Annotated in this window: 11 protein-coding genes; 5 read left to right on the top strand and 6 right to left on the bottom strand. The window is 64.7% G+C overall.

Annotation, left to right across the window (positions count from 1 at the left end; translation table 11 throughout):
- The first annotated feature begins 10 nt into the window (after positions 1-10).
- From AACH55_RS01385 to AACH55_RS01370, 4 genes are all read left to right on the top strand, one after another.
- Positions 11-1,219: an efflux RND transporter periplasmic adaptor subunit gene (locus AACH55_RS01385; protein WP_338717612.1), complete on the top strand. Its 1,209-nt coding sequence runs from the start codon at positions 11-13 to the stop codon at positions 1,217-1,219.
- A 102-nt stretch (positions 1,220-1,321) separates the two neighbouring features.
- Positions 1,322-4,537, top strand: a complete 3,216-nt coding sequence (locus tag AACH55_RS01380; protein WP_338717611.1) for a multidrug efflux RND transporter permease subunit — start codon at positions 1,322-1,324, stop codon at positions 4,535-4,537.
- A 33-nt stretch (positions 4,538-4,570) separates the two neighbouring features.
- The gene (locus AACH55_RS01375) at positions 4,571-6,085 is read left to right on the top strand and encodes an efflux transporter outer membrane subunit (protein WP_338717610.1); all 1,515 of its coding nucleotides are present in this window, start codon (positions 4,571-4,573) and stop codon (positions 6,083-6,085) included.
- An 84-nt stretch (positions 6,086-6,169) separates the two neighbouring features.
- On the top strand, positions 6,170-6,673 hold the full coding sequence (locus AACH55_RS01370; RefSeq protein WP_338717609.1) for a DUF1993 domain-containing protein: 504 nt from the start codon (positions 6,170-6,172) through the stop codon (positions 6,671-6,673).
- A 119-nt stretch (positions 6,674-6,792) separates the two neighbouring features.
- Here the strand turns inward: AACH55_RS01370 and AACH55_RS01365 are convergent, their stop codons facing one another.
- The 3 genes from AACH55_RS01365 to AACH55_RS01355 all read right to left on the bottom strand — a co-directional run bounded on the left by AACH55_RS01365 (position 6,793) and on the right by AACH55_RS01355 (position 11,781).
- Positions 6,793-8,277 carry a SulP family inorganic anion transporter gene (locus AACH55_RS01365; protein ID WP_338717608.1) on the bottom strand — a complete coding sequence of 495 codons (1,485 nt, stop codon included), beginning with the start codon at positions 8,275-8,277 and terminating at the stop codon, positions 6,793-6,795.
- A 158-nt stretch (positions 8,278-8,435) separates the two neighbouring features.
- Positions 8,436-10,010: a hypothetical protein gene (locus AACH55_RS01360; protein WP_338717607.1), complete on the bottom strand. Its 1,575-nt coding sequence runs from the start codon at positions 10,008-10,010 to the stop codon at positions 8,436-8,438.
- A gap of 103 nt (positions 10,011-10,113) precedes the next feature.
- Positions 10,114-11,781, bottom strand: coding sequence for an HD domain-containing phosphohydrolase (locus AACH55_RS01355; protein ID WP_338717606.1), 1,668 nt, complete (start codon positions 11,779-11,781; stop codon positions 10,114-10,116).
- A 491-nt stretch (positions 11,782-12,272) separates the two neighbouring features.
- On the opposite strand from AACH55_RS01355, the gene AACH55_RS01350 reads away from it, so the two are divergent.
- Positions 12,273-13,046, top strand: a complete 774-nt coding sequence (locus AACH55_RS01350) for a 3',5'-cyclic-nucleotide phosphodiesterase (protein WP_338717605.1) — start codon at positions 12,273-12,275, stop codon at positions 13,044-13,046.
- A 19-nt stretch (positions 13,047-13,065) separates the two neighbouring features.
- Here the strand turns inward: AACH55_RS01350 and AACH55_RS01345 are convergent, their stop codons facing one another.
- Genes AACH55_RS01345 through AACH55_RS01335 form a run of 3 tightly spaced genes read right to left on the bottom strand, consistent with a single transcriptional unit; the run spans position 13,066 to position 19,997 of the window.
- Positions 13,066-13,830, bottom strand: coding sequence for a FecR domain-containing protein (locus tag AACH55_RS01345; RefSeq protein ID WP_338717604.1), 765 nt, complete (start codon positions 13,828-13,830; stop codon positions 13,066-13,068).
- A gap of 22 nt (positions 13,831-13,852) precedes the next feature.
- Positions 13,853-18,340 (bottom strand): filamentous hemagglutinin N-terminal domain-containing protein, encoded by a 4,488-nt coding sequence (locus AACH55_RS01340; protein ID WP_338717603.1) that lies wholly within the window; start codon positions 18,338-18,340, stop codon positions 13,853-13,855.
- A gap of 1 nt (position 18,341) precedes the next feature.
- Complete coding sequence (locus AACH55_RS01335) at positions 18,342-19,997, bottom strand: ShlB/FhaC/HecB family hemolysin secretion/activation protein (RefSeq protein ID WP_338717602.1); 1,656 nt, start codon at positions 19,995-19,997, stop codon at positions 18,342-18,344.
- Positions 19,998-20,296: the final 299 nt, after the last annotated feature.

The raw sequence follows: 20,296 nt of genomic DNA, 5'->3' as shown, positions 1-20,296 counted from the left end.
GGACAAGAAAATGAATACTCCCGCTCCCCTGCGCAAACGCTTCGCTCTCACTGCCACGGTCCTGGCCGTCATCGCCCTCTCGGTCGGTGGCGCCATCTCGGTGGTAGGCCTCTCGGCCAATGCCACCACCGCTCCGACTGCCGCCGCAGCCGGCGCCCCGGTGGATGTGGCCGAAGTGGTCCAGCGCCAGATCATCGACTGGCAATCCTATTCCGGCCGCATCGAAGCGGTCGATCGCGTCGAGGTCCGCCCGCTGGTCGGCGGCACCCTGACCGCCGTGCACTTCAAGGATGGCGCGCTGGTCAAGAAGGGCGACGTGCTCTTCACCATCGACCCGCGCCCCTACGAGGCCGAAGTCGCCCGCGCCGAAGCGCAACTGGCCGGCGCCGAAGCACGGGCCGGCTATACTGCCTCTGACCTGACGCGCGGCCAGCGCCTGCTGGGTGACAACGCCATCGCCAAGCGCGATTTCGAAGAAAAGCAGAACGCCTCGCGCGAAGCCTCGGCCAATGTCGCCGCCGCCCGCGCCGCCCTGCGCGCGGCCCGCCTGAATCTGGAATACACCCGCATCACCGCGCCGGTCTCGGGACGTATTTCACGCGCCGAAGTCACGGTCGGCAACGTCGTGAACCCCGGCGCAGCCAATGCGCCGCTGACCACGTTGGTATCGGTGGCCAAGGTCTACGCCTCCTTCGACGTGGATGAACAAAGCTTCCTGAAGTACGTGAACCCGGCGCGCGCCGCCGGCGCCTCCGTGCCGGTGGAACTGGGCCTGGCCAATGAAGACGGCTACTCCCGCAAGGGCCGCGTCGGCTCGGTCGACAACCGCCTCGACACCGCCTCCGGCACCATCCGCGTGCGCGCCATCTTCGACAATGCCGATGGCCAGCTGGTCCCGGGCCTGTATGCCCGCGTGCGCCTGGGCGGTGGCGAGCCGCACCCGGCCGTGCTGATCGATGAAAAGGCCATCGGCACCGACCAGGACAAGCGCTTCGTCATGGTGGCCGACAAGGACAACAAGGCCAATTACCGCCAGGTGGTGGTGGGCGCCGGACATGACGGCCTGGTGGTGATCGAAAAGGGTCTGCAGCCGGGTGAACGCATCGTGGTCAATGGCCTGCAGCGCATCCGTCCGGGTGACGCCATCACCCCGACCGTGGTGCCGATGCAGGTGCAGACCGCGACGGCGGCACCGGCGCCTGCCGCTGGCAAGGCCTGATCCGGCCCAGACCTCTCTCGCATTCAAGGAAGAACAAGTCGCAGGGGCGCAAGCCGCCCGCTGCACGGGCGTTTGCATCCTGACGACTGACAAGGAACCTACATGAATATCTCAAAATTCTTCATCGACCGCCCGATCTTCGCGGGTGTGCTGTCGGTACTGCTCTTGCTGGGCGGCGTGCTGGCCATGCTGCAGCTGCCCATCTCCGAATATCCGGAAGTGGTGCCGCCCTCGGTGGTGGTGCGCGCGCAGTATCCCGGCGCCAACCCCAAGGTGATCGCCGAGACCGTGGCCTCGCCGCTGGAAGAGCAGATCAACGGCGTGGAAAACATGCTCTACATGCAGTCGCAGGCCAACAGCGACGGCAACCTCACCATCACCGTCAACTTCCGCCTGGGTGTCGATCCCGACAAGGCCCAGCAGCTGGTGCAAAACCGCGTCTCGCAAGCGCTGCCGCGCCTGCCGGAAGACGTGCAACGGCTGGGCGTGACCACGCTCAAGTCCTCGCCCACGCTGACCATGGTGGTGCACCTGACCTCGCCCGACAACCGCTACGACACCACCTACCTGCGCAACTATGCGGTCCTCAACGTCAAGGATCGCCTGGCGCGTATTCAGGGCGTGGGCGAAGTGGGCCTGTTCGGCTCGGGCAACTACGCCATGCGCGTCTGGCTCGATCCCAACAAGGTGGCCCAGCGCGGCCTGACCGCCACCGACGTGGTGCGCGCCATCCGCGAGCAGAACGTGCAGGTGGCCGCCGGTGTGATCGGCGCCTCGCCCAGCTCGCCGGACACGCCGCTGCAACTGTCGGTGAACGCACAAGGCCGCCTGAAAACCGAAGGCGAATTCCGCGACATCATCCTGAAGGCCTCGCCCGATGGCGCCACCACCCGCCTGGGCGACGTGGCCCGCGTCGAACTGGCCGCCTCCGAATACGGCCTGCGCTCGCTGCTGGACAACAAGCCGGCCGTGGCCATCCCCATCTTCCAGGCACCGGGCGCCAATGCGCTGGATGTCTCGACCCAGGTGCGCGCGGCGATGAAGGAGTTGTCGGCCGACTTCCCCAGCTCGGTCAGCTACAGCATCGTCTATGACCCGACCCAGTTCGTGCGGGCCTCCATCGAAGCGGTGGTGCATACCCTGCTCGAAGCCATTGCGCTGGTGGTGATCGTGGTGATCATCTTCCTGCAGACCTGGCGCGCTTCCATCATTCCGCTGCTGGCGGTGCCGGTCTCCATCATCGGTACCTTCTCGCTGATGCTGGGCTTTGGCTACACCATCAATGCGCTGTCGCTGTTCGGGATGGTGCTGGCCATCGGTATCGTGGTCGATGATGCCATCGTGGTGGTGGAAAACGTCGAGCGCAACATCGGTGCCGGCCTCTCGCCGCGCGACGCCACCTATCGCGCCATGCAGGAAGTCTCCGGCCCCATCATCGCCATTGCCCTGACGCTGGTGGCGGTGTTCGTGCCGCTGGCCTTCATGACCGGCCTCACCGGCCAGTTCTACAAGCAGTTCGCGATGACCATTGCGATCTCCACCGTCATCTCGGCCTTCAATTCGCTGACGCTCTCGCCGGCGCTGGCGGCCCTGCTGCTCAAGGGCCACGGCGACAAGCCGGACTGGCTGACGCGCCAGATGGACCGCTTCCTCGGTGGCTTCTTCATCCGCTTCAACCGCTTCTTCAACCGCGCCTCCGACAACTACGGTCATGGCGTCACCGGTGTGATCAAGCGCAAGGGCGCCACCATGGGTGTGTATGTGCTGCTGCTGGCGGCGACCCTGGGTGTGTCCTACATCGTCCCCGGCGGCTTCGTGCCGGGGCAGGACAAGCAATACCTGGTGGCCTTCGCCCAACTGCCCAATGGCGCCTCGATCGACCGCAGTGAAGAAGTGATGCGCAAGATGAGCGACATCATGTTGAAGGAACCGGGCGTGGCCAGTGCGATCGCCTTCCCTGGTCTGTCCATCAACGGCTTCACCAACAGCTCCTCGGCCGGTATCGTCTTCGTGGGCCTGAAGCCTTTCGAAGAACGCAAGAGCAAGGAACTGTCGGGCAATGCCATCGCCGCCTCGCTGAACCAGAAATTCGGCAGCATCAAGGAAGCCTTCACCGCCGTCTTCCCGCCGCCGCCGGTGATGGGCCTGGGTACGCTGGGTGGCTTCAAGATGCAGATCGAAGACCGCGATGCGCTGGGCTACGCCGAACTGGACAAGGCTGCACAAGCCTTCATGAAGGCCGCTGCCAAGGAACCGGCGCTGGGCCCGATGTTCTCCAGCTACCAGATCAACGTGCCGCAACTGGATGTGGAACTGGATCGTGTGAAGGCCAAGCAGCTCGGCATCCCGGTGACCGACGTGTTCAATACCATGCAGATCTACCTGGGTTCGCTGTATGTGAACGACTTCAACCGCTTCGGCCGCGTCTACCAGGTGCGTGCCCAGGCTGACGCGCCCTTCCGCGCCAAGGCCGAGGACATCGCGCAACTGAAGACCCGCAACGATGCCGGCGAGATGGTGCCGCTGTCCTCCGTGGTGAAGGTCAAGCAGACCTTCGGTCCGGAAATGGTGGTGCGCTACAACGGCTATACCGCCGCCGACATCAACGGTGGCCCGGCCCCGGGTTATTCCTCGGACCAGGCGCAGGCTGCTGCAGAACGTGTGGCTGCGGCGACCTTGCCGCGCGGCATCAAGTTCGAATGGACCGACCTGACCTACCAGAAGATCCTGGCCGGCAATGCAGGCGTGTGGGTGTTCCCGATCAGCGTGTTGCTGGTGTTCCTGGTGCTGGCGGCACTCTATGAAAGCCTGACCCTGCCGCTGGCCGTGATCCTGATCGTGCCGATGAGCATCCTGGCAGCCTTGACCGGGGTGTGGCTGACCCGTGGCGACAACAACATCTTCACCCAGATCGGCCTGATGGTGCTGGTGGGACTCTCGGCCAAGAACGCCATCCTGATCGTGGAGTTCGCCCGCGAACTGGAAATGCAGGGGCGCAGCGCGGTGCAGGCCGCCATCGAAGCCAGCCGCTTGCGTCTGCGTCCGATCCTGATGACCTCCATCGCCTTCATCATGGGTGTGGTGCCGCTGGTGACCTCGACCGGCGCCGGTTCGGAAATGCGCCATGCGATGGGGATTGCGGTGTTCTTCGGCATGCTGGGCGTGACGCTCTTCGGCCTGTTCCTCACGCCGGTGTTCTATGTCCTGCTGCGTACCATCGACCGCCGCGCGCTGCACTCGGCCTCGCATCACGAAGCCCCGATGACCGCCGGCACGCACGTCGCCCATGCTGCACCGGGCGCACAGGATGATCGCTGATCTGCGGATCAGCCTATGAATGGAGCAAGAAAAATGATGACCCAAACTCACTCGATGAGCCGCCTGTTGCGCCCCGTGCGCATCGGCTCGGCCCTCTTGGCAGCGCTGCTGGTGCTGGCCGGCTGCTCGGTGGCCCCGACCTACGAACGTCCTTCGGTGGACACTCCGGCCGCCTTCAAGGAAGCCGCCCCGGCCACGAAGACCGGCGAAAACGGCAGCCAGTGGAAGACCGCGCAACCGGCCGAAGACATCGCGCGTGGCCAATGGTGGAAGATCTTCGGTGACGACAAGTTGAACGCCCTCGAAGACACCGCCCAACAAGCCAACCAGGACCTCAAGGCCGCCGCCGCCCGCCTGGGTCAGGCACGCGCCCTGACCCGCGATGCGCGCTCGGGCTACTTCCCGCAGGTGGATGCAGGGGTCGGTGCGACCCGCCAGCGCACTTCGCCCGCCTCACAAGGTTTACCGGCCGATGCCAATACACAGCCGTTCACTCTGTATCGTGCACAGCTGAATGTTTCTTACGAAGTTGACCTGTTCGGCCGGGTCGCCTCCACGGTCGATGCCGCCACGGCGGACGCCCAGCGCAGCGAAGCCCTGTTCCATTCGGTGCTGCTGGCCCTGCAGGCCGACGTCGCACAGCAGTACTTCCAGGTACGTGAACTGGACGCCGCCGCCGAGTTGTATCGCGGCACCGTGGAGCTGCGCCAGGAATCGCTGCGCCTGGTGCAGCGCCGCTTCGATGAGGGCGACATCAGCGAAGTGGATGTCGCCCGCGCCCGCGCCGAACTGGCCTCGGCGCAATCGGAAGCGCTGGGCATCGCGCGCCAGCGCGCCACCGCCGAGCATGCGCTGGCGATCCTGCTGGGCCGCACGCCGGCCGAGTTTTCGCTGCCGCCGCAACCGCTTACGCGCCTGAAGGTCTCCATTCCGGCCGGGCTGCCCTCGACGCTGCTGGAGCGCCGCCCCGACATCGCCGCTGCCGAACGCGCCATGGCCGCCGCCAATGCGCGCGTGGGCGTGGCCAAGTCGGCCTTCTTCCCGGCCCTGAACCTGACCGGTGGCCTGGGGTATGAGTCGGCGCAACTGGGGGATCTGTTCAACTGGTCCAGCCGTACCTTCCTGCTGGGCCCGCTGGTGGGCACGGCGCTGTCGATGCCGCTGTTGGATGGCGGACGCCGGCAGGCCGGTGTGGATCGTGCGCGCGCCAGCTATGAAGAACAGGTGGCGACCTATCGCGGCACGGTCTTGAACGCCTTCCGCGAAGTGGAAGACAACCTGGCCAACCTGCGCATCCTGGACGACCAGAACCGCGCCCAGGATGAAGCCGTGGCCGCTTCCGCACGCGCGGCCAAGCTCTCGCACACGCAGTATCGCGAGGGTGAGGTGAGCTTCTTCAACGTCATCGACGCCGACCGCACCGTGCTGCAAACCCGGCGCGCCTCGGTCACGCTCGATGGCGAGCGCGCCCGCTCCACCGTCAACCTGATCCGTGCACTGGGCGGCGGATGGGGTGGACCGGACACGCAATTATCGTCGGCCAAGTAAGATGTCAGCGCTCTGACTGCATACCTGCTGTCGGAGCGCTGATGCCCCATCCTCCCGTTCACCCTACTTAAACAGAAAACCGCCATGTCCATCAACTTGTATCAGGTCAGCATCCCGATGCTGATCCACAGTCTCAACACCTTGTCTACGTTACTGGAGAAGGCCGAGCAACATGCCGAAGAACGCCGGCTGGATCCCCAGCAATTGCTGGGGGCGCGCCTGTACGAAGACATGTTCCCGCTGACCGGCCAGATCCAGCGCGCCAGCGATACCGCCAAGGCCACGGCCAGCCGCCTGTCGGGCGTGACCGCGCCGGTCTTCGCGGATGAAGAAGCCAGCTTCGACGAATTGCAGGCGCGCATCAACAAGACCATCGTCTTCCTGGAAGCGATCCCGGCTGATGCCATCAATGGTCAGGAAGAGCGCCCGGTGATCATGAAGCTGCGCGGCGAGGAACGCACCATGACGGCACAGCAATACCTGACCAGCTTCGGCCTGCCCAACTTCCTGTTCCACGTCACCACGGCCTACGCCATCCTGCGCAACCAGGGCGTGAAGCTGGGCAAGCTGGACTTCCTCGGTCTCTGATGCCCATGCAAAACCGGCCCGCATCCTGCGATGCGGGCCGGTCATGCAACACGATTGACGATTTTCCCGTGGTACTTTGGCCCGCCCCGCGCTATCTCCCGATGCGCTGGCGGGCTTTTTTACGCCCCCTGCGGCGAGCCCGCGCGCTCCAGCAACTGGCTGCAGCGCTGCGACAAGGCCACCACACGCAACTGCTTGCCCGCGCGCACGTAGCGCTCGGCCAGGGTCTGGACGGCGGCGATGGCGGAGTGGTCGGCCAGGCGCAGATGACGGCAATCCAGAGTGACCTGCTGCGGATCGCCAGCGGGATCGAACAAGTCGAGGAAGTGCGTGGTGGACGCAAAGAACAGCGTCCCATGCGGCACATAGGTGCGGCTGCCATCGGCCTCGTCGCGCCGCTCGGCGCGCACTTCGCGGGCATGCTGCCAGGCGAAGTTCAGCGCGGCGATGACGATGCCGCACAACACCGCCACGGCCAGATCGGTCAGGACCGTGATGATGGTCACCGCGACGATGACCAGGGCATCGCTGCGCGGCACCTTGCCCAGCACGCGCAAGGAACCCCAGGCGAAGGTTTCCTGCGCCACCACGAACATGACACCGGCCAGCGCTGCCAGCGGGATACGCTCGATGGCCGGCGACAGGAACAGGATGAAGAGCAGGATCATCGCCCCCGCCACCACGCCCGAGAGGCGCGACCGGCCGCCCGAGCCCAGGTTGATCATGGTCTGGCCGATCATGGCGCAGCCACCCATGCCGCCGAACAGCCCCGAGACGATGTTGGCCGCCCCCAGCGCCAGGCATTCCCGATTGGGCTGGCCCCGGCTGGCGGTGATCTCATCGGTGAGGTTGAAGGTCAGCAGGGTTTCCAGCAGACCGACGATGGCCATCAGCACTGCATAGGGACCGATGATGCGCAGCGTCTCCAGGTTCATCGGCACGGCCGGCCAGTGCAGCGATGGCAGGCCGCCGGCAATCTGCGCCATGTCGCCCAGCGTGCGGGTGTGCAAGCCGCTGGCATAAGTCAGCAGGCCGACCCCGAGAATGGCCGCCAGGGCCGGAGGAATCGCCCTGGTCACGCGTGGCAGCAGCCAGACGATCAGCATGGTAGCCAGGGTCAGGCCGATCATGATGAACAGCGCCGGGCCCTCCAGCCATTGCGCTCCGGCAGCACTGGCGACACGGAAATGTTCCAGCTGCGACCAGGCGATCACGATGGCCAGGCCATTGACGAAGCCCAGCATCACCGGATGCGGCACCATGCGCACCAGCTTGCCCAGGCGCAGCGCGCCGAAGGCCAGCATGATCAGACCGGAGAGCACCACCGTGGCCAGGAAATATTGTTCACCATGCTGTACCACCAGCGCCACGATCACCACCGCCATCGACCCGGCGGCCCCGGAAATCATGCCGGGCCGGCCGCCGAAGAGTGCGGTGAGGGTGCAGATGAAGAAAGCGCCATACAGGCCCATGAGCGGGTTCAACTGCGCCACCAGCGCAAAGGCGATGCATTCGGGCACCAGCGCAAAGGAAGTGGTGAGGCCGGCCAGTACGTTCTGGCGCAGGTCGCGCAGGCGCGAAGGAGAAGTGGCGATGGTCGTCATGGGCAGGAAATCAGCAGGCGCACCCAGGTACGCTGCGGGAAAAGCGATAGATCAGGAGAGACACGCCGACAGGTCACGCGCGGCAGGTTGCGCGACTGGCATGAGGTGAAGACGACATTTTACCGCAATGCAGCATGGGCGCCTCCGGGTGGTCGTTTCTAGGGACGGGAATACAACACCCGCAGGGCCATGCGCTTATCCCCGGGGGGTAACTCGTTGACCGCCTGCAGGTAGGCAATGGAAGCGTCACAGGTCGCATCGGGGTCGGCCTGGCGGCGCAGCGGCGAGGACAGCAGTTTGAGCTGCTCCTGAGTCAGCGGGGCCAGCGCCTTGCGGATGACACGGGTGCGCTCGGCCAGGCTGTAGCGGCTGGCGTTGGCGGGATCGGCATCGCGCAGCAGGCGCTGTGTCATCTGTTGTTCGCGGTTGGCGAATTCCTGCGGCAGCACCGATTGCGGAGCCTCCCGCCCGGCCGCCGCATCGGCGCGCGAGCGCGGATAGATCAGTTCGGTGCAGGCCGCCGCACTGATGCCGCGCAGCGCCACGGCTTCATCCAGCAGCAACTGCTGGAACTCGGCCAGCGATTCATCCGAGGCAATCGGCAACAGGCGCCGGCTCAGCAGCCCGACCTGCTCGCGGCCTACGGCCAGGATCTCGGCATCCGACGCATGTGCCTGCACCTTGGCCCAGGCCAGGTCGATGGTGCGGGCGAAGGCGGCCGGATGATAGCGCGCCATGATGTCGAACAGCGCGCCCTTCTTGAATTCGGCTTCCAGCACATCGCGCGAGGTGGCGATGGTAGCGATCTGCGCAGTCTCGCCGCCTGGCGCCAGGCGGGTCAGTACGCCCGCCTGCAACAGCTGGCCCAGCTCGGGATACCAGCTCTGCGCGGCCGGCGTGTCGGCGATGCGTTCGATGAAATCATGCGGCAGGCCCAGCTTGCCATAGGTGTCGAAGGTCAGCTTGCGGTCGAAACTCTTGTTGATGCGGTCATCGCCCCCGACCGTGTAGAGCGTATGGAAACCGATGTGCGCGCGCGGGTCCATGGCGCGGTCACGCCCGGCCAGGAAGGCCAGCGTGCAAGAGGACGAGCACTCCTGCTCCACATAGGTATTGAGCCGGTGGCGGCGGATCACGTCGCCCACCAGCTTGCCCTCGCGCACCCAGCCACCGGCCGAATACAGCACCACGGTGCGCACGCCGGGATGCTGCCGGAGAATGGCATCCAGGCCGTCGGCGGCACCATCGTTCATCCCGCCTTGCAGCAGCACCGATTTGCCATCCACCCGGACCTGGTACACCACGGGCGGGCCCAGCTGCTTGCCCAGCGCGATGTCCAATTGTTCACGTACCGAATAAGCCGCGCGCCAGGTGCTGGTGACCATGCTGATGACGCCACAGACGATGAGGAACTTGACCACCACCTCGGCCCAGCGCCGCCCGCCGCGTGCCACGTGCTTGCTGGCCGAGCGCCAGCATCCGCACACGCCCCAGGTCCAAGCCAGGTAGCTGAATGCAGCGATGCCCAGCACCCCGGCCATGCCATAGCGTGCCGGCATGTCGTTGGTCAGGCGGGCCAGGACGGAGATGGCCAACGCCGGCACCAGCGAGGTCAGCAGGACCGTATGCAACCAGTAGGAACGCCCCAGTGAATAATCCCCGCGCCAATGACGGCGCAGGAAACTGGCGGGTGGGCGGGCGGGAGCGGAAGATCGGGTTACTGCCTGGGACACGTGTTGCTTTTCCTCGATGCGCCGTCGCGCGGCGCGACAGCTCTTCAATGACGGACTTTATGAAACCATCAGCATAACCCAGCTTGGCCCGGCCGTTGTGCTTTCAACCGCCGTGGCCGGGGATGCGCGAGAGGTCAACCTCGTCGATCTGGCTGGGATGCATGAATTGCGCAGCATACTTTTCATAGATGCGTTCGCGCACGAACAGGTCGAACAGATCGGGATCGATATGGTTGCGCGCCTTGAAGCCGGCCAGGATTTCCACCGCCTCGTTGAGCGTGTTGCCGCGCTTGTAGGGCCGGTCGGCCGCCGTCACCGCCTCGAAGATGTCGGCCACCGCCATGATGCGCGCCTGCACCGACATCTGCTCCCCCGTCAGTCCCTTGGGGTAGCCCTTGCCATCCATGCGCTCATGGTGGCCGCCGGCAAATTCGGGCACGCGCGCAAGCTGCCTGGGCCAGGGCAGCGACTCCAGCATGCGGATGGTGATGACGATGTGGTTGTTGATGATGGCGCGCTCGGCATCATTCAAGGTGCCCGCGCGAATGCGCAGGTTGCCCGCTTCTTCCTCGTCCAGCAGCTTGCGCACCTGGCCATCGGGGCCGCGCCAGCTGCGCTCGGCGATGTCCAGCACGCGCTGCTGGTCTTCGGCGCGCATGCCTTCGTTGCCATAGTTGATCTTGCGCAGGAAGGTGCGCTCCTCGTCCATCTGCAACAGTTCGGCCTGCAGGGCGGCGTCCAGTTCGGCCGATTTTTCCGCCGTGAGGGCCGCGCCCAGGGCCAGCTTTTCCTGCAGGACGCGGATCTCGGCATCGCGCTTGAGGACTTCGAAGCGGGTATCGACCAGATGGATGCGGTCGAAGATGGTTTCCAGCTTGGTGGCCTTTTCGACGATATGGGTGGGCGTGCCGATCTTGCCGCAATCGTGCAGCAACCCGGCCAGCCACAGTTCGCGGCGGTCGGCGTCGGTCATGCGGAAATCGGCCAGCGGACCTTCGGTGGCGTTGTGCGCTGCCTCGGCCAGCATCATCGCCAGCTGCGGCACCTGCTCGCAGTGACGGCCGGTGTGAGGAGACTTCTCGCCGATGCCGATGTTGATCAGCTTGATCAGGCTTTCGAACAAGTGTTCCAGGCGCCCGATCAACTGCTGGTTGGTCATCGCCACGGCGGCCTGGGCGGCCAGTGCCTCGATGAAGCGCTGATCGGTCTGCGAGAAAGGGACGGGCTTGCCGCTGTCCGGGTCGATGGCATTGATGAGCTGCAGCACGCCCACCAGTTCGCCCTCATGATCGTGCATGGGCACGGTCAGGATGGACTGGGAACGGTAGCCGTAGGTCTCGTCGAAGAGCCGCATGCCATTGAAATTGAATTCGCTGGCCTGGTAGACATCGGCGATATTGACCGAATGCCGGGTGTTGGCCGCATAGGCCGCCACCGCCGCCAGGTTGGGCTGGCCATCGGGCAGGGTCAGGGCGATGTCGGGAATCGAGATGGCCTGGCCGCTGCTGCCACCCTGGTGCATCTTCAACGTCTGGTTGACCGAGATATCGAAGCGCAAGGCCTGGCCGTTGTCGGTGCTGCGGTAGAGCGTGCCGCCATCGGCGCGGGTGATATCGCGCGCCGTCAGCAGGATATGTTCCAGCAACTGCGGGATGTCGCGGTTGCTGCCCAGCTCGCGGCACAGGTCGGTCAGGCGCTCCAGCCGATAGGCGATGTCGCGGTGCTCGCCGGTGCTGGGGGCCAGCTCATGCATGTTTGCCGGAGCGCTCATGCCACCAGCCTCCCGAGGCAGTGAGGCAGGTACCGGGCGGTCAGCCAGTGATGGGCTGCTGGATGGACGGCTTGCAACATGCGGCTCCCTGAAGCGTTGGCGTATGGATACGGCGCGGTCATTGCGACACGGCAACTCCGGCGCGCTTTTTTTACGAATGCTTTTTGCTGATGCTTTTTGCCGATGCTTTTTCGGCATCGTCGTGATTCTAGGACGATTACGCACGCTGTCTTGCAGCGAACTTGGGGGGAATTGACCGCCAATTCTACGCTTGTCCGGGGCGCGCCGGCGCATTGTGCACCGCTACCGGTCGCTGATCCTGCGATTGCGCGGCGGTGCCGAATCCCTTAACATCCGGGTGTGTTGCATAACTTGCCACATCGTACGCAAAGCCAGTCCCAACAAGGGTTTCCGGACTGCAACAAGCTTCCTTTTCAGCCAGCACCTTGGGGGACGGCGCGGGAAGCCACAACCTATGAGCGGCAATCACAATGCGTGTAGAAATCCTGGGCTGCAGCGGGGGCATCGGTGGCAATGGCATGCGCACCACCTCTCTGCTCATCGATGACGATATCCTGATCGACGCCGGTACCGGCGTGGGCGACCTGCCGCTGGCGCGGCTGGCGCGGATCGATCACGTCTTCATCACCCATGCGCACCTGGATCACATCGCCTGCCTGCCGCTGATGATCGACAGCGTGGGCGACATGCGCAGCACGCCGCTGACCATGCACGCCAGCGCAGCGACGCTGGAGATCATCCGCAAGCACATCTTCAACTGGCACATCTGGCCCGACTTCAGCCTCATTCCGAATGCCGAACAGCCCTTCCTGCGCTATGCCACGGTCGAGCTTGGCCAGGCGGTGCAACTCGGCCAGCGCAGCATCACGCCGCTGCCCGCCGCGCACACCGTGCCGGCCATCGGGTACCAGATACGCAATCACGCCAGCGGCGCCTCGCTGGCCTTCAGCGGCGACACCTGTCTGTGCCCACCGCTGTGGGAAGCGGTCAATCGCATCGAGCAGTTGCGCTATCTCATCATCGAAGCCGCCTTCGCCGACCGCGACCGCGAACTCGCCCTGCTGTCCAAGCACCTGTGCCCCAGCCTGCTGCTGGAAGAACTGCAGCATCTGCAAGGCCGGCCCGAGGTCTTGATCACCCACGCCAAACCCGGACAGCTGCAAGAGATCGCCGAACAGATCGCGGCAGGCAGCGGCCCGCATCAGCCGCGCATGCTGGCGACCGGCACCGTTCTGGAATTCTGAGCAGTCAGCGCCACCCGGCTTACTGCGTCACGCAGGCATCCAGCTTGGCCGCGCCGATCTTCTGCGTGCCGGTGTTGCCGTTGCTGCTGATGGCCGGCGGCATGGTCACCGTCACGCCCTGGGTCGCCGGCACGATCACCGGGGGCTGATTCGCCGCGGGGACGAAACCGAACTGGCCGGCGCTGTAGACTTGCGTTCCGCTCGGATTGGAAACCTGGATGGCCCCGGTCACCACGTCGACGTGCAGGCCATTGGCCGGCGGCTGGCCGCTGGGCGTGGGCACGCTGGCGCAATCATCCTGGCAGTACAGGGCACCGAAGTGGGTGCCGCGAATGCCGATGGTGGCCGTCGGCGTATCGAAATTGACGGCATCATGGTTGCGCTTGCCGACCAGACCGGTAACCGCCCGCAACCCGCCCTTGACCAGGCCGATGGCTACCGAATCGTTCTTGGGTTCTTTCTCGTCATAGAGGTATTTGCTCACGGCCACCTCGGTGCCGGGCCGCAGCACGATCTCGCCGTTGTCGATGAACTTGACGCGGGCATAGGTTTCGCGCTCGGTGATGAGGGTGTCGCCCTGCAGGATCGCCGATTTCACCGAGAGGACCATGCGCGCGCCATCGGCATGGCGTACGCTCAGTACACCCGACAGGTGGGTCACCTGGCCCACCACCGTCTGCGATTGGGCAAAGGCCGGGGTGGCCGCCAGCAGCCACAGCAGTACCAGGGCCAGCGCCCGGTGCGGCCACAGCGGCCCCGGCAGGTTGTATTTGAAGAAGTTCATGGAGCTCACATCATCCGGTTGGTCAGGTACACATCGGCAGCGGTTTCTTGACCTGCTTGCGGTTATCGCCCTCGTCACCGAAGTGGTCCGTGGTGCCCCCCACGGTCTGGTTGCCCGTGCCGGTCTGCTGCACTACGTTGACGGTGCCCTGCAGCTGCACCGGACTGTCGGACACCTGCACATTGTTGAGCGTGGCCTGCAGGTTCTTGGTCTGCTGGTTCTGCTGTTGCTGCACCACCTGGGCGGTCTGGCTAGGCTCTGCAACGACCGTGCTGTTGACCGTATTGCTGACTGTATTGCTCACCGTGTTGTTGACCGGGTTGCTCACCGTGTTACTAACCGGGTTGCTAACGTTGCTGGTGCCAAGCACCGGCGTGCGCACGCCATTGGCATCGGTAATGGTCACCCCCTGGGCATAGCCGATCAACTGTCCTGAGGCGACCGAGAACAGCGCCACGCCAGGAGCCGCCGTCGAGATGTTGGCATTGATGGTCATCGAATCCCCCGCCGACAGGGTAATGTTGCCGCCGGTGGTCACCAGCACCCCGTTGATGGTCAGCGTATCGTTGCTGCCGGAAGAAGCACTGGCGGTGAGCGTGATGGTGCCCGAGGCATTGACGCCACCGCTGCCGATGGTCAGCGGACTATGCGTGACCACGCTGATCGAACCGTTGGTACTCTTCAACTGGCCACTGGCATCGATCCCCAGCGATGCCAGCAGGTCCGAAGTATTCAACGTACTGCCCTCGGCGCTCAGGGGCAGATTGCCGAGGAAGCCGGCCTTGCTGCCGAGGGCCGAAGTCACTACGCCACCGGTATTGTCGATGCTGATGTTGCCATTGGCCGCCGTTACGCCATTGACCGCTACCGCCGTTGCATCGCTGGTGTTGAGCCGGTTGACGAGCGTGATGTCGCCGCTGCCGCTGTTGCTGGCGGCAAACCCGGCGATCTGGTTGGCCGAACTGTTGAGCGTGATGCCGCGGCTGGCCGAGGCGATCAGTTGCGAACTTACGTGCAAGCTGCTCTGGTCGTTCTGGGTGATGTTGCCCTGGCGCGCTTGCAGCAGCAGGTTGGCGGCGCTGATATTGCCTACCGACAGGTTGCCGCTGTCCTGCACCAACGCCGCATCGGCCAGTGTCATGTTGCCGCTGCCCTGGCTGAAGGAGCCGGCCACCACCAGGCGTGAGCCGACATTGCCGGTGACCTGGCCGTCGTCACCCACCGCCAGGCTACCCAGCCGCACGTTGCCGCCTACGGTCAGGCTGCCGTGCAGCAGGTCCACCGAAAGCGCCGACTGCGACGCATTGTTGATCGTCACGCTGCCCGACGAACTGGTCAGGCGTGGCATGACCCTGAAACTCTCTTCATTGCATCCGCCATCGCAACCATCACCGCCGCCGCCCTCGCTACCGATGCTGATGCTGCCTGCACCCCGGGTGTCGCCATTGAGGGCCATCGTCCCGGAGGAGACCAGCACGCTGCCGCTCACATTGTTGGTGCCATTGAGGGTGAGCGCATCACTGACATCGACCTGACCGGCCAGGTTGTTGATGCCGTTCATCGTCACCGTGCCATAGGACACATTGAGCGATCCGTTGATGTTGGTGGTGCCGTTGGTGGTCAGAGAACCGCCCCCATCGACCAGGATGCTGCCCTCCACGTTGTTGGTGCCGTTGAGCGTGACGGTACCGGTGCCGAGCCAGAGCTGGCCGCCGTTGTCGATGCCGGTGGTACCGTTCAGGCTGAGGTTGCCGCCACCGACGCGGACATTACCGGCGATGCTGGTGGAATTGCCCACGCTGAGGCTGCCATTCCAGACGTTCAGCGAGCCATTGACGGTGGCACTGTTGCGTACGGTCAGGCTGCCGCCATTCTGGTACAGGCTGCTCCCCTCGTTGACGATCAGGTTGGCCACCACATCGTCGCCGTCCTGGTGACTCAGGCTGCGCCCGGAACCGATGATGACGGTATCGATCCGGGTCGGCAGCGCGGTGTTGCTGTTGCTGACCCAGTTGCGCGAATCGCCCCAGCCGATTTCTGACTGGGTGGCGGCCAGCGTGAAGGTATCCGGTCCACGCAGGGCCAGGCTGACGGAGCCATCGCTGTAGATGGTCTTGACCATTTTTTCGGTGCCGCCGTCATTAACGATGTCACCGGTGACGTAACGGAAATTGTTGTGGCTGCCCAGTTCGTTGGCAAAACTGAAGACCCCCAGCGGTGCCGCAGAGTTATAGGCATTGAGCAGATGCGTCTCCAGCGTGCCGCCCAGGGTCACGGAGCGGGTATTGAAGACCACCCGGTCATAGCCGTCCTGGGCGTCGGAAGCGATGTCGATGAGGATCCTGCCGCTGTCGGCCTGCTCGAACTTGCCGCCGCTGAGGGTGAGTGCACCGATTGCGCCAGCACCACCGGGCGAGAGCGTACCGGCGTTGTAGAAGGTACCGCTCGCCCTCAGCGCACCATTGCCGGTGATGGTGGCATTGGCGTTGTTGTCGATATTGCGGAAGCGCAGACTGCCATTGGCCAGCGTGATGGTGCCGTTGTTGCTCAGGCCGCGCGACCCGGACAGGAGGAAAGATGACTCCTCGCCGGACCCCACCAGGATGCGCCCGTTGGCGGTGTTGACGACATTGCCGCGTGAGCGCAGCCGCCCGGCGCCGTTCAGGCTGATGTTGCCATCGTTGAGGATTCCCCCGCTACCGATGCGCACGCTGCTGTAGCCATCGCCGCCCAGGCTCACCGTGCCATTGTTGGTCAGCCCGCGCAGAGTGATCTCGCTACCCCCGGACGCCTGCAGCAGCCCGCCGCTGCCCACGACGACCTGACCAGCGCTCAAGCCGCCGGAATTGCCCAGGTCGAGCGTGCCATTGATCGCCAGCGAGCCATTGGCATAGCCGCCGGTATAGCCATTGCGGGCGACCAGATAGCCACCGTTGAGCGTGACGGTGGCACCGCTGCTGATGGTGCTCAGGTGCGAGGTATTAGCGTTGCCGAGACCGGTATTGAGGTTCAGGTTCAAGCTGCCTGCCACGGCGGTGATGTTGGCGTTGATGCTGATGTTGTTGGCGGCATTGAGCGTGAGCGTGCTGACCGACTCTCCGCTCTTGATGATGTCGGCACTGACCGTGATGTTGCCTGCCTGGCTGCCGCCGCTGCCGGTCACCAGCTGGATGCTGGTACCGTTGCTGAGCTGATTGGAAATGGTCTGGGCCTGGATCTGCGAGCCATTGGCCGTGGAGGTGATCGCATAATCGGTCGAGCAGGCGACCGGCTCCAGGGTAGCGTTGTGCTGCGGGGGATCGCGCACCACCTCCAGATCATAGGGATCGATCAGCCAGGTGCCTCCCGCGCCGACCTTGGGCACCTTCACCACGTCAAGCTGCTGCAGGCCCGAGGTATCAACGAAGCCACCCTGCGCGGAAGCGCCCTGGGCCGAGACATCGCCATCGATGAACGCCTTGTTTTGCGCATAGAGCGTGATGTTGCCGCCCTTGGTCCCGTCGGCGCCGATGCTGGAGGTGGCGGTCGTGGTCAGGTTGCCCGAGGCCCGCAGGAAGATGCGCCCGCCCTCGCGCACCACGCTGGAAGCATTGATGACGCCGCTGTTGGTGATGAGGCCGGCGGCCACCCCGATGCGGCCCGCCTCGGCCGTGATGCTGCCCAGGTTGGTGACATCGCCGGCGCTGCCGGTGATGTTGACGGTCACGCCCGGCGTGGCCGTATCGGCCAGGGTGACGGTCTGGCCGGCCGCGAGGATGACTTCGCCTTGCGGGCTGGTGATGAGTCCGCTGTTGGAAACGCTACCGCCGATCAGGTACACGCTGCCACCCGTTGCCGAACTGATCTTGCCCTGGTTATCCACCAGACCGGCCGTGCCGTCTCTGGTGAAGTTGAGCTTGCCGGCCAGGAAATCGCTGTCACTGATGGCCAGCGAGGTCGCAATGAAGCGTGCCGCGTCTACCGTACCGCTGGGGCCGATCACCACGCCATTGGGGTTGTACAGCACCACCGTGCCGTTGGCCGAGAGCTTGCCGTAGATCTGCGAGATGTCGGCCCCGCTGACCTTGGCCAGCAAGGCCGCCGATGCACTCGGCTGGGCCACGTTGACCGCTGCATCGGCGCCGATGCTGAAGGACGCGAAACGGGCGATGGCCTGGGGCGAGCCCTGGTTGATGTTGAGGGTATTGCCGTTCTGGTTGAAACCGAGATTGCCGTTGACCACGCTCCAGCCCGTGGGCAAGGTGTTGGCGGCGGGAGCGGCCGCCAGCACCGGCGCCTGCCAGGCCGCGCCCACGGCAGCGGCCGTCAGCGACAGGCGCAAGCCCGGTGCCAGCAGGCGCACCCACGCCCGCTGCAACAGGCGCGAGAGCAGCCCCGGCAGTGGCTTGCGCGCACGCCACGCGAGGGTCAGCCGGCGTTTGCCCACGCGCACCGTGAGCGAGGGCGGCAGCAGTTCGATGACCGGTGGCGCCGGCACTTGCGAGGGAGTGGATGTGGATGTCGATGTCATGTCAGAACCCCAGGGTAGCGCTCAGATGGGCGTTGATATCGCCCCGCTGTTCGGTGGACGAATTGCCGTTGAGCAGCACCCGCGCCACGTCCATGCGCAGGCTGAAATCACGTCCAAGCGTATAGCGCAGGCCCGCGCCGATACTGGCCAGCGTCACCGTCGAGGGCAGCGTCGAGGCGGCAGTGACGTTGTTATTGGCACCGCGGCCGGCATCGATGAAACCGAGCAGGCGCAGGTTGCCGCGCGTCTCGCGTTTGGCCATCAGGTCGGGCGTATAGAGTTCGCTGTTGAGTACCGCTCCGCTGTCTGCAGCCACGGCGCGCTCGGTGAAGCCGCGCACGGCACCGGCCCCGGCAAGACCGAATTGTTCCACCGCAGGCAAGGCGTGCGGTGACACCTGCATCGCACTGGCCAGGCGCACCTGCCAGTCATTCTGATAGACCTTGAACCAGGAGACCCCGCCACGGATGACGATGAAGTTGTCCATGGACTGACGCGACCCGGTGAAGAGCGAATAGCGGTCCGTCACCTGCAGGGTATCGTTGCGGCGCGCCTCGCCGGTGGCCATGTTGCGGGCGATGCCGATGTTGTAATCCAGCACCTGGCCCACGCCCTGCTGCTGGGCGCTGTAGCTCACCGACAGCGGCAGCGTGGAATACGGCAGGCAGGTATTGAGCGAGGCGCCGTTGAGCAGGCCACCGTTGATGTTGCAGGAAGAGTCGACCTTCTTGTAATCGGCGCCGAACACCAGTTTGCTGCTCCACTCGCCGCTGCGCGCAAAGTAGTGGTTCCAGCGCAGCGCATAGATGTCGCCGCGTCCGGTGATGTTGAGGGTGGAGTTCACCGCCAGCGTCTGCCCCGAGCTGACGTTGGACTTGCCGTAGATCAGATCGAGGCTGTCACCCAGCCCATACAGCGGCACCCGATAGCCGAGCGAATAGAGATCGACCTTGGCACCCGATGGACTGTCGGGCGAGGTGGTATAGGCCACGGTAGCGACGTGATCACGGTTGAACAGGTTGGCGTGCTGCAGGGCAACGCCGGTACGCCAGTGGCCGGTGTCGGCGCTGCCGCTGTTGTCGACGTTGAGCATCACGCGCAGGGGCGCATCATCCTTGACGGCGATGGCGGCATCGATCTGGTTGGTGGTTTCGGAGGCGGACAGGGTCACGTTGACCTGCTTGGCCGGATTGTCGTTGGCCAGTTGCACCGACTCGGAGATGCGGCGCAGATTGGGCGCGCTGCCCTCCACCAGTTGCGGGATGCTGGCGCGGATGTTCTGTTCGCTGAAATGGCGGTTGTCGTTGACCACCACCTTGCCCACCACCGTCTCCAGCACCTGCAGCCGCACCACGCCACCGGTCAGCTCCTGCTCGGGCACGCTCACTTGTACGGCGGTGTAACCGGCACTGCGATAAGCGTTTTCCAGCGCTTCCAGCGCCCGCTGAATATCGCCGTAGACGCGGCCGCGGCCGCTGAAAGGGGCGACCGCTTCCTCCACCTGGGACTGCGCCAGCAAGGTATTGCCTTCGACGGCAAAGCGGGCGATGTCAAAACGCTCGTCGTTATGCACCTGCGCGCCATTGTCCGGCGCAGCGGCAGGCCCTGCCGGCTGCGCGAACGCGGTCACGGCACCGCCCAGCAGCGCCATGCCCATCAGAGAATGCTGAAAGCATCGAATCATTGTCCAAGTGACCTGCCCCCCGGCAGGCCCTCCCAGTTTTTTTGTTGCGAAGCGCGGTCATGACCTTGCGCTCCCTGCCACCTTTTCCCGTCTTGCGCGCGTGCGCCGTCCCCAGGATGGCGCACGCGCAAGCGATGACCGGCACGCGCTGCGCCCTGACCACGGAAACGAAAAACAAAAACGAAGACGAACGACGAAAGACGAACGACGAAAAGGAACCCCTGAAGCAGACATACCCGGCACCGATTTTCCCTTTCTTGCAGGAGGGATTG

The organism is Herbaspirillum sp. DW155 (genome assembly GCF_037076565.1).
In the GTDB taxonomy this organism is placed as follows: domain Bacteria; phylum Pseudomonadota; class Gammaproteobacteria; order Burkholderiales; family Burkholderiaceae_D; genus Herbaspirillum.
This window is presented reverse-complemented; position numbering and strand designations above follow the sequence as displayed.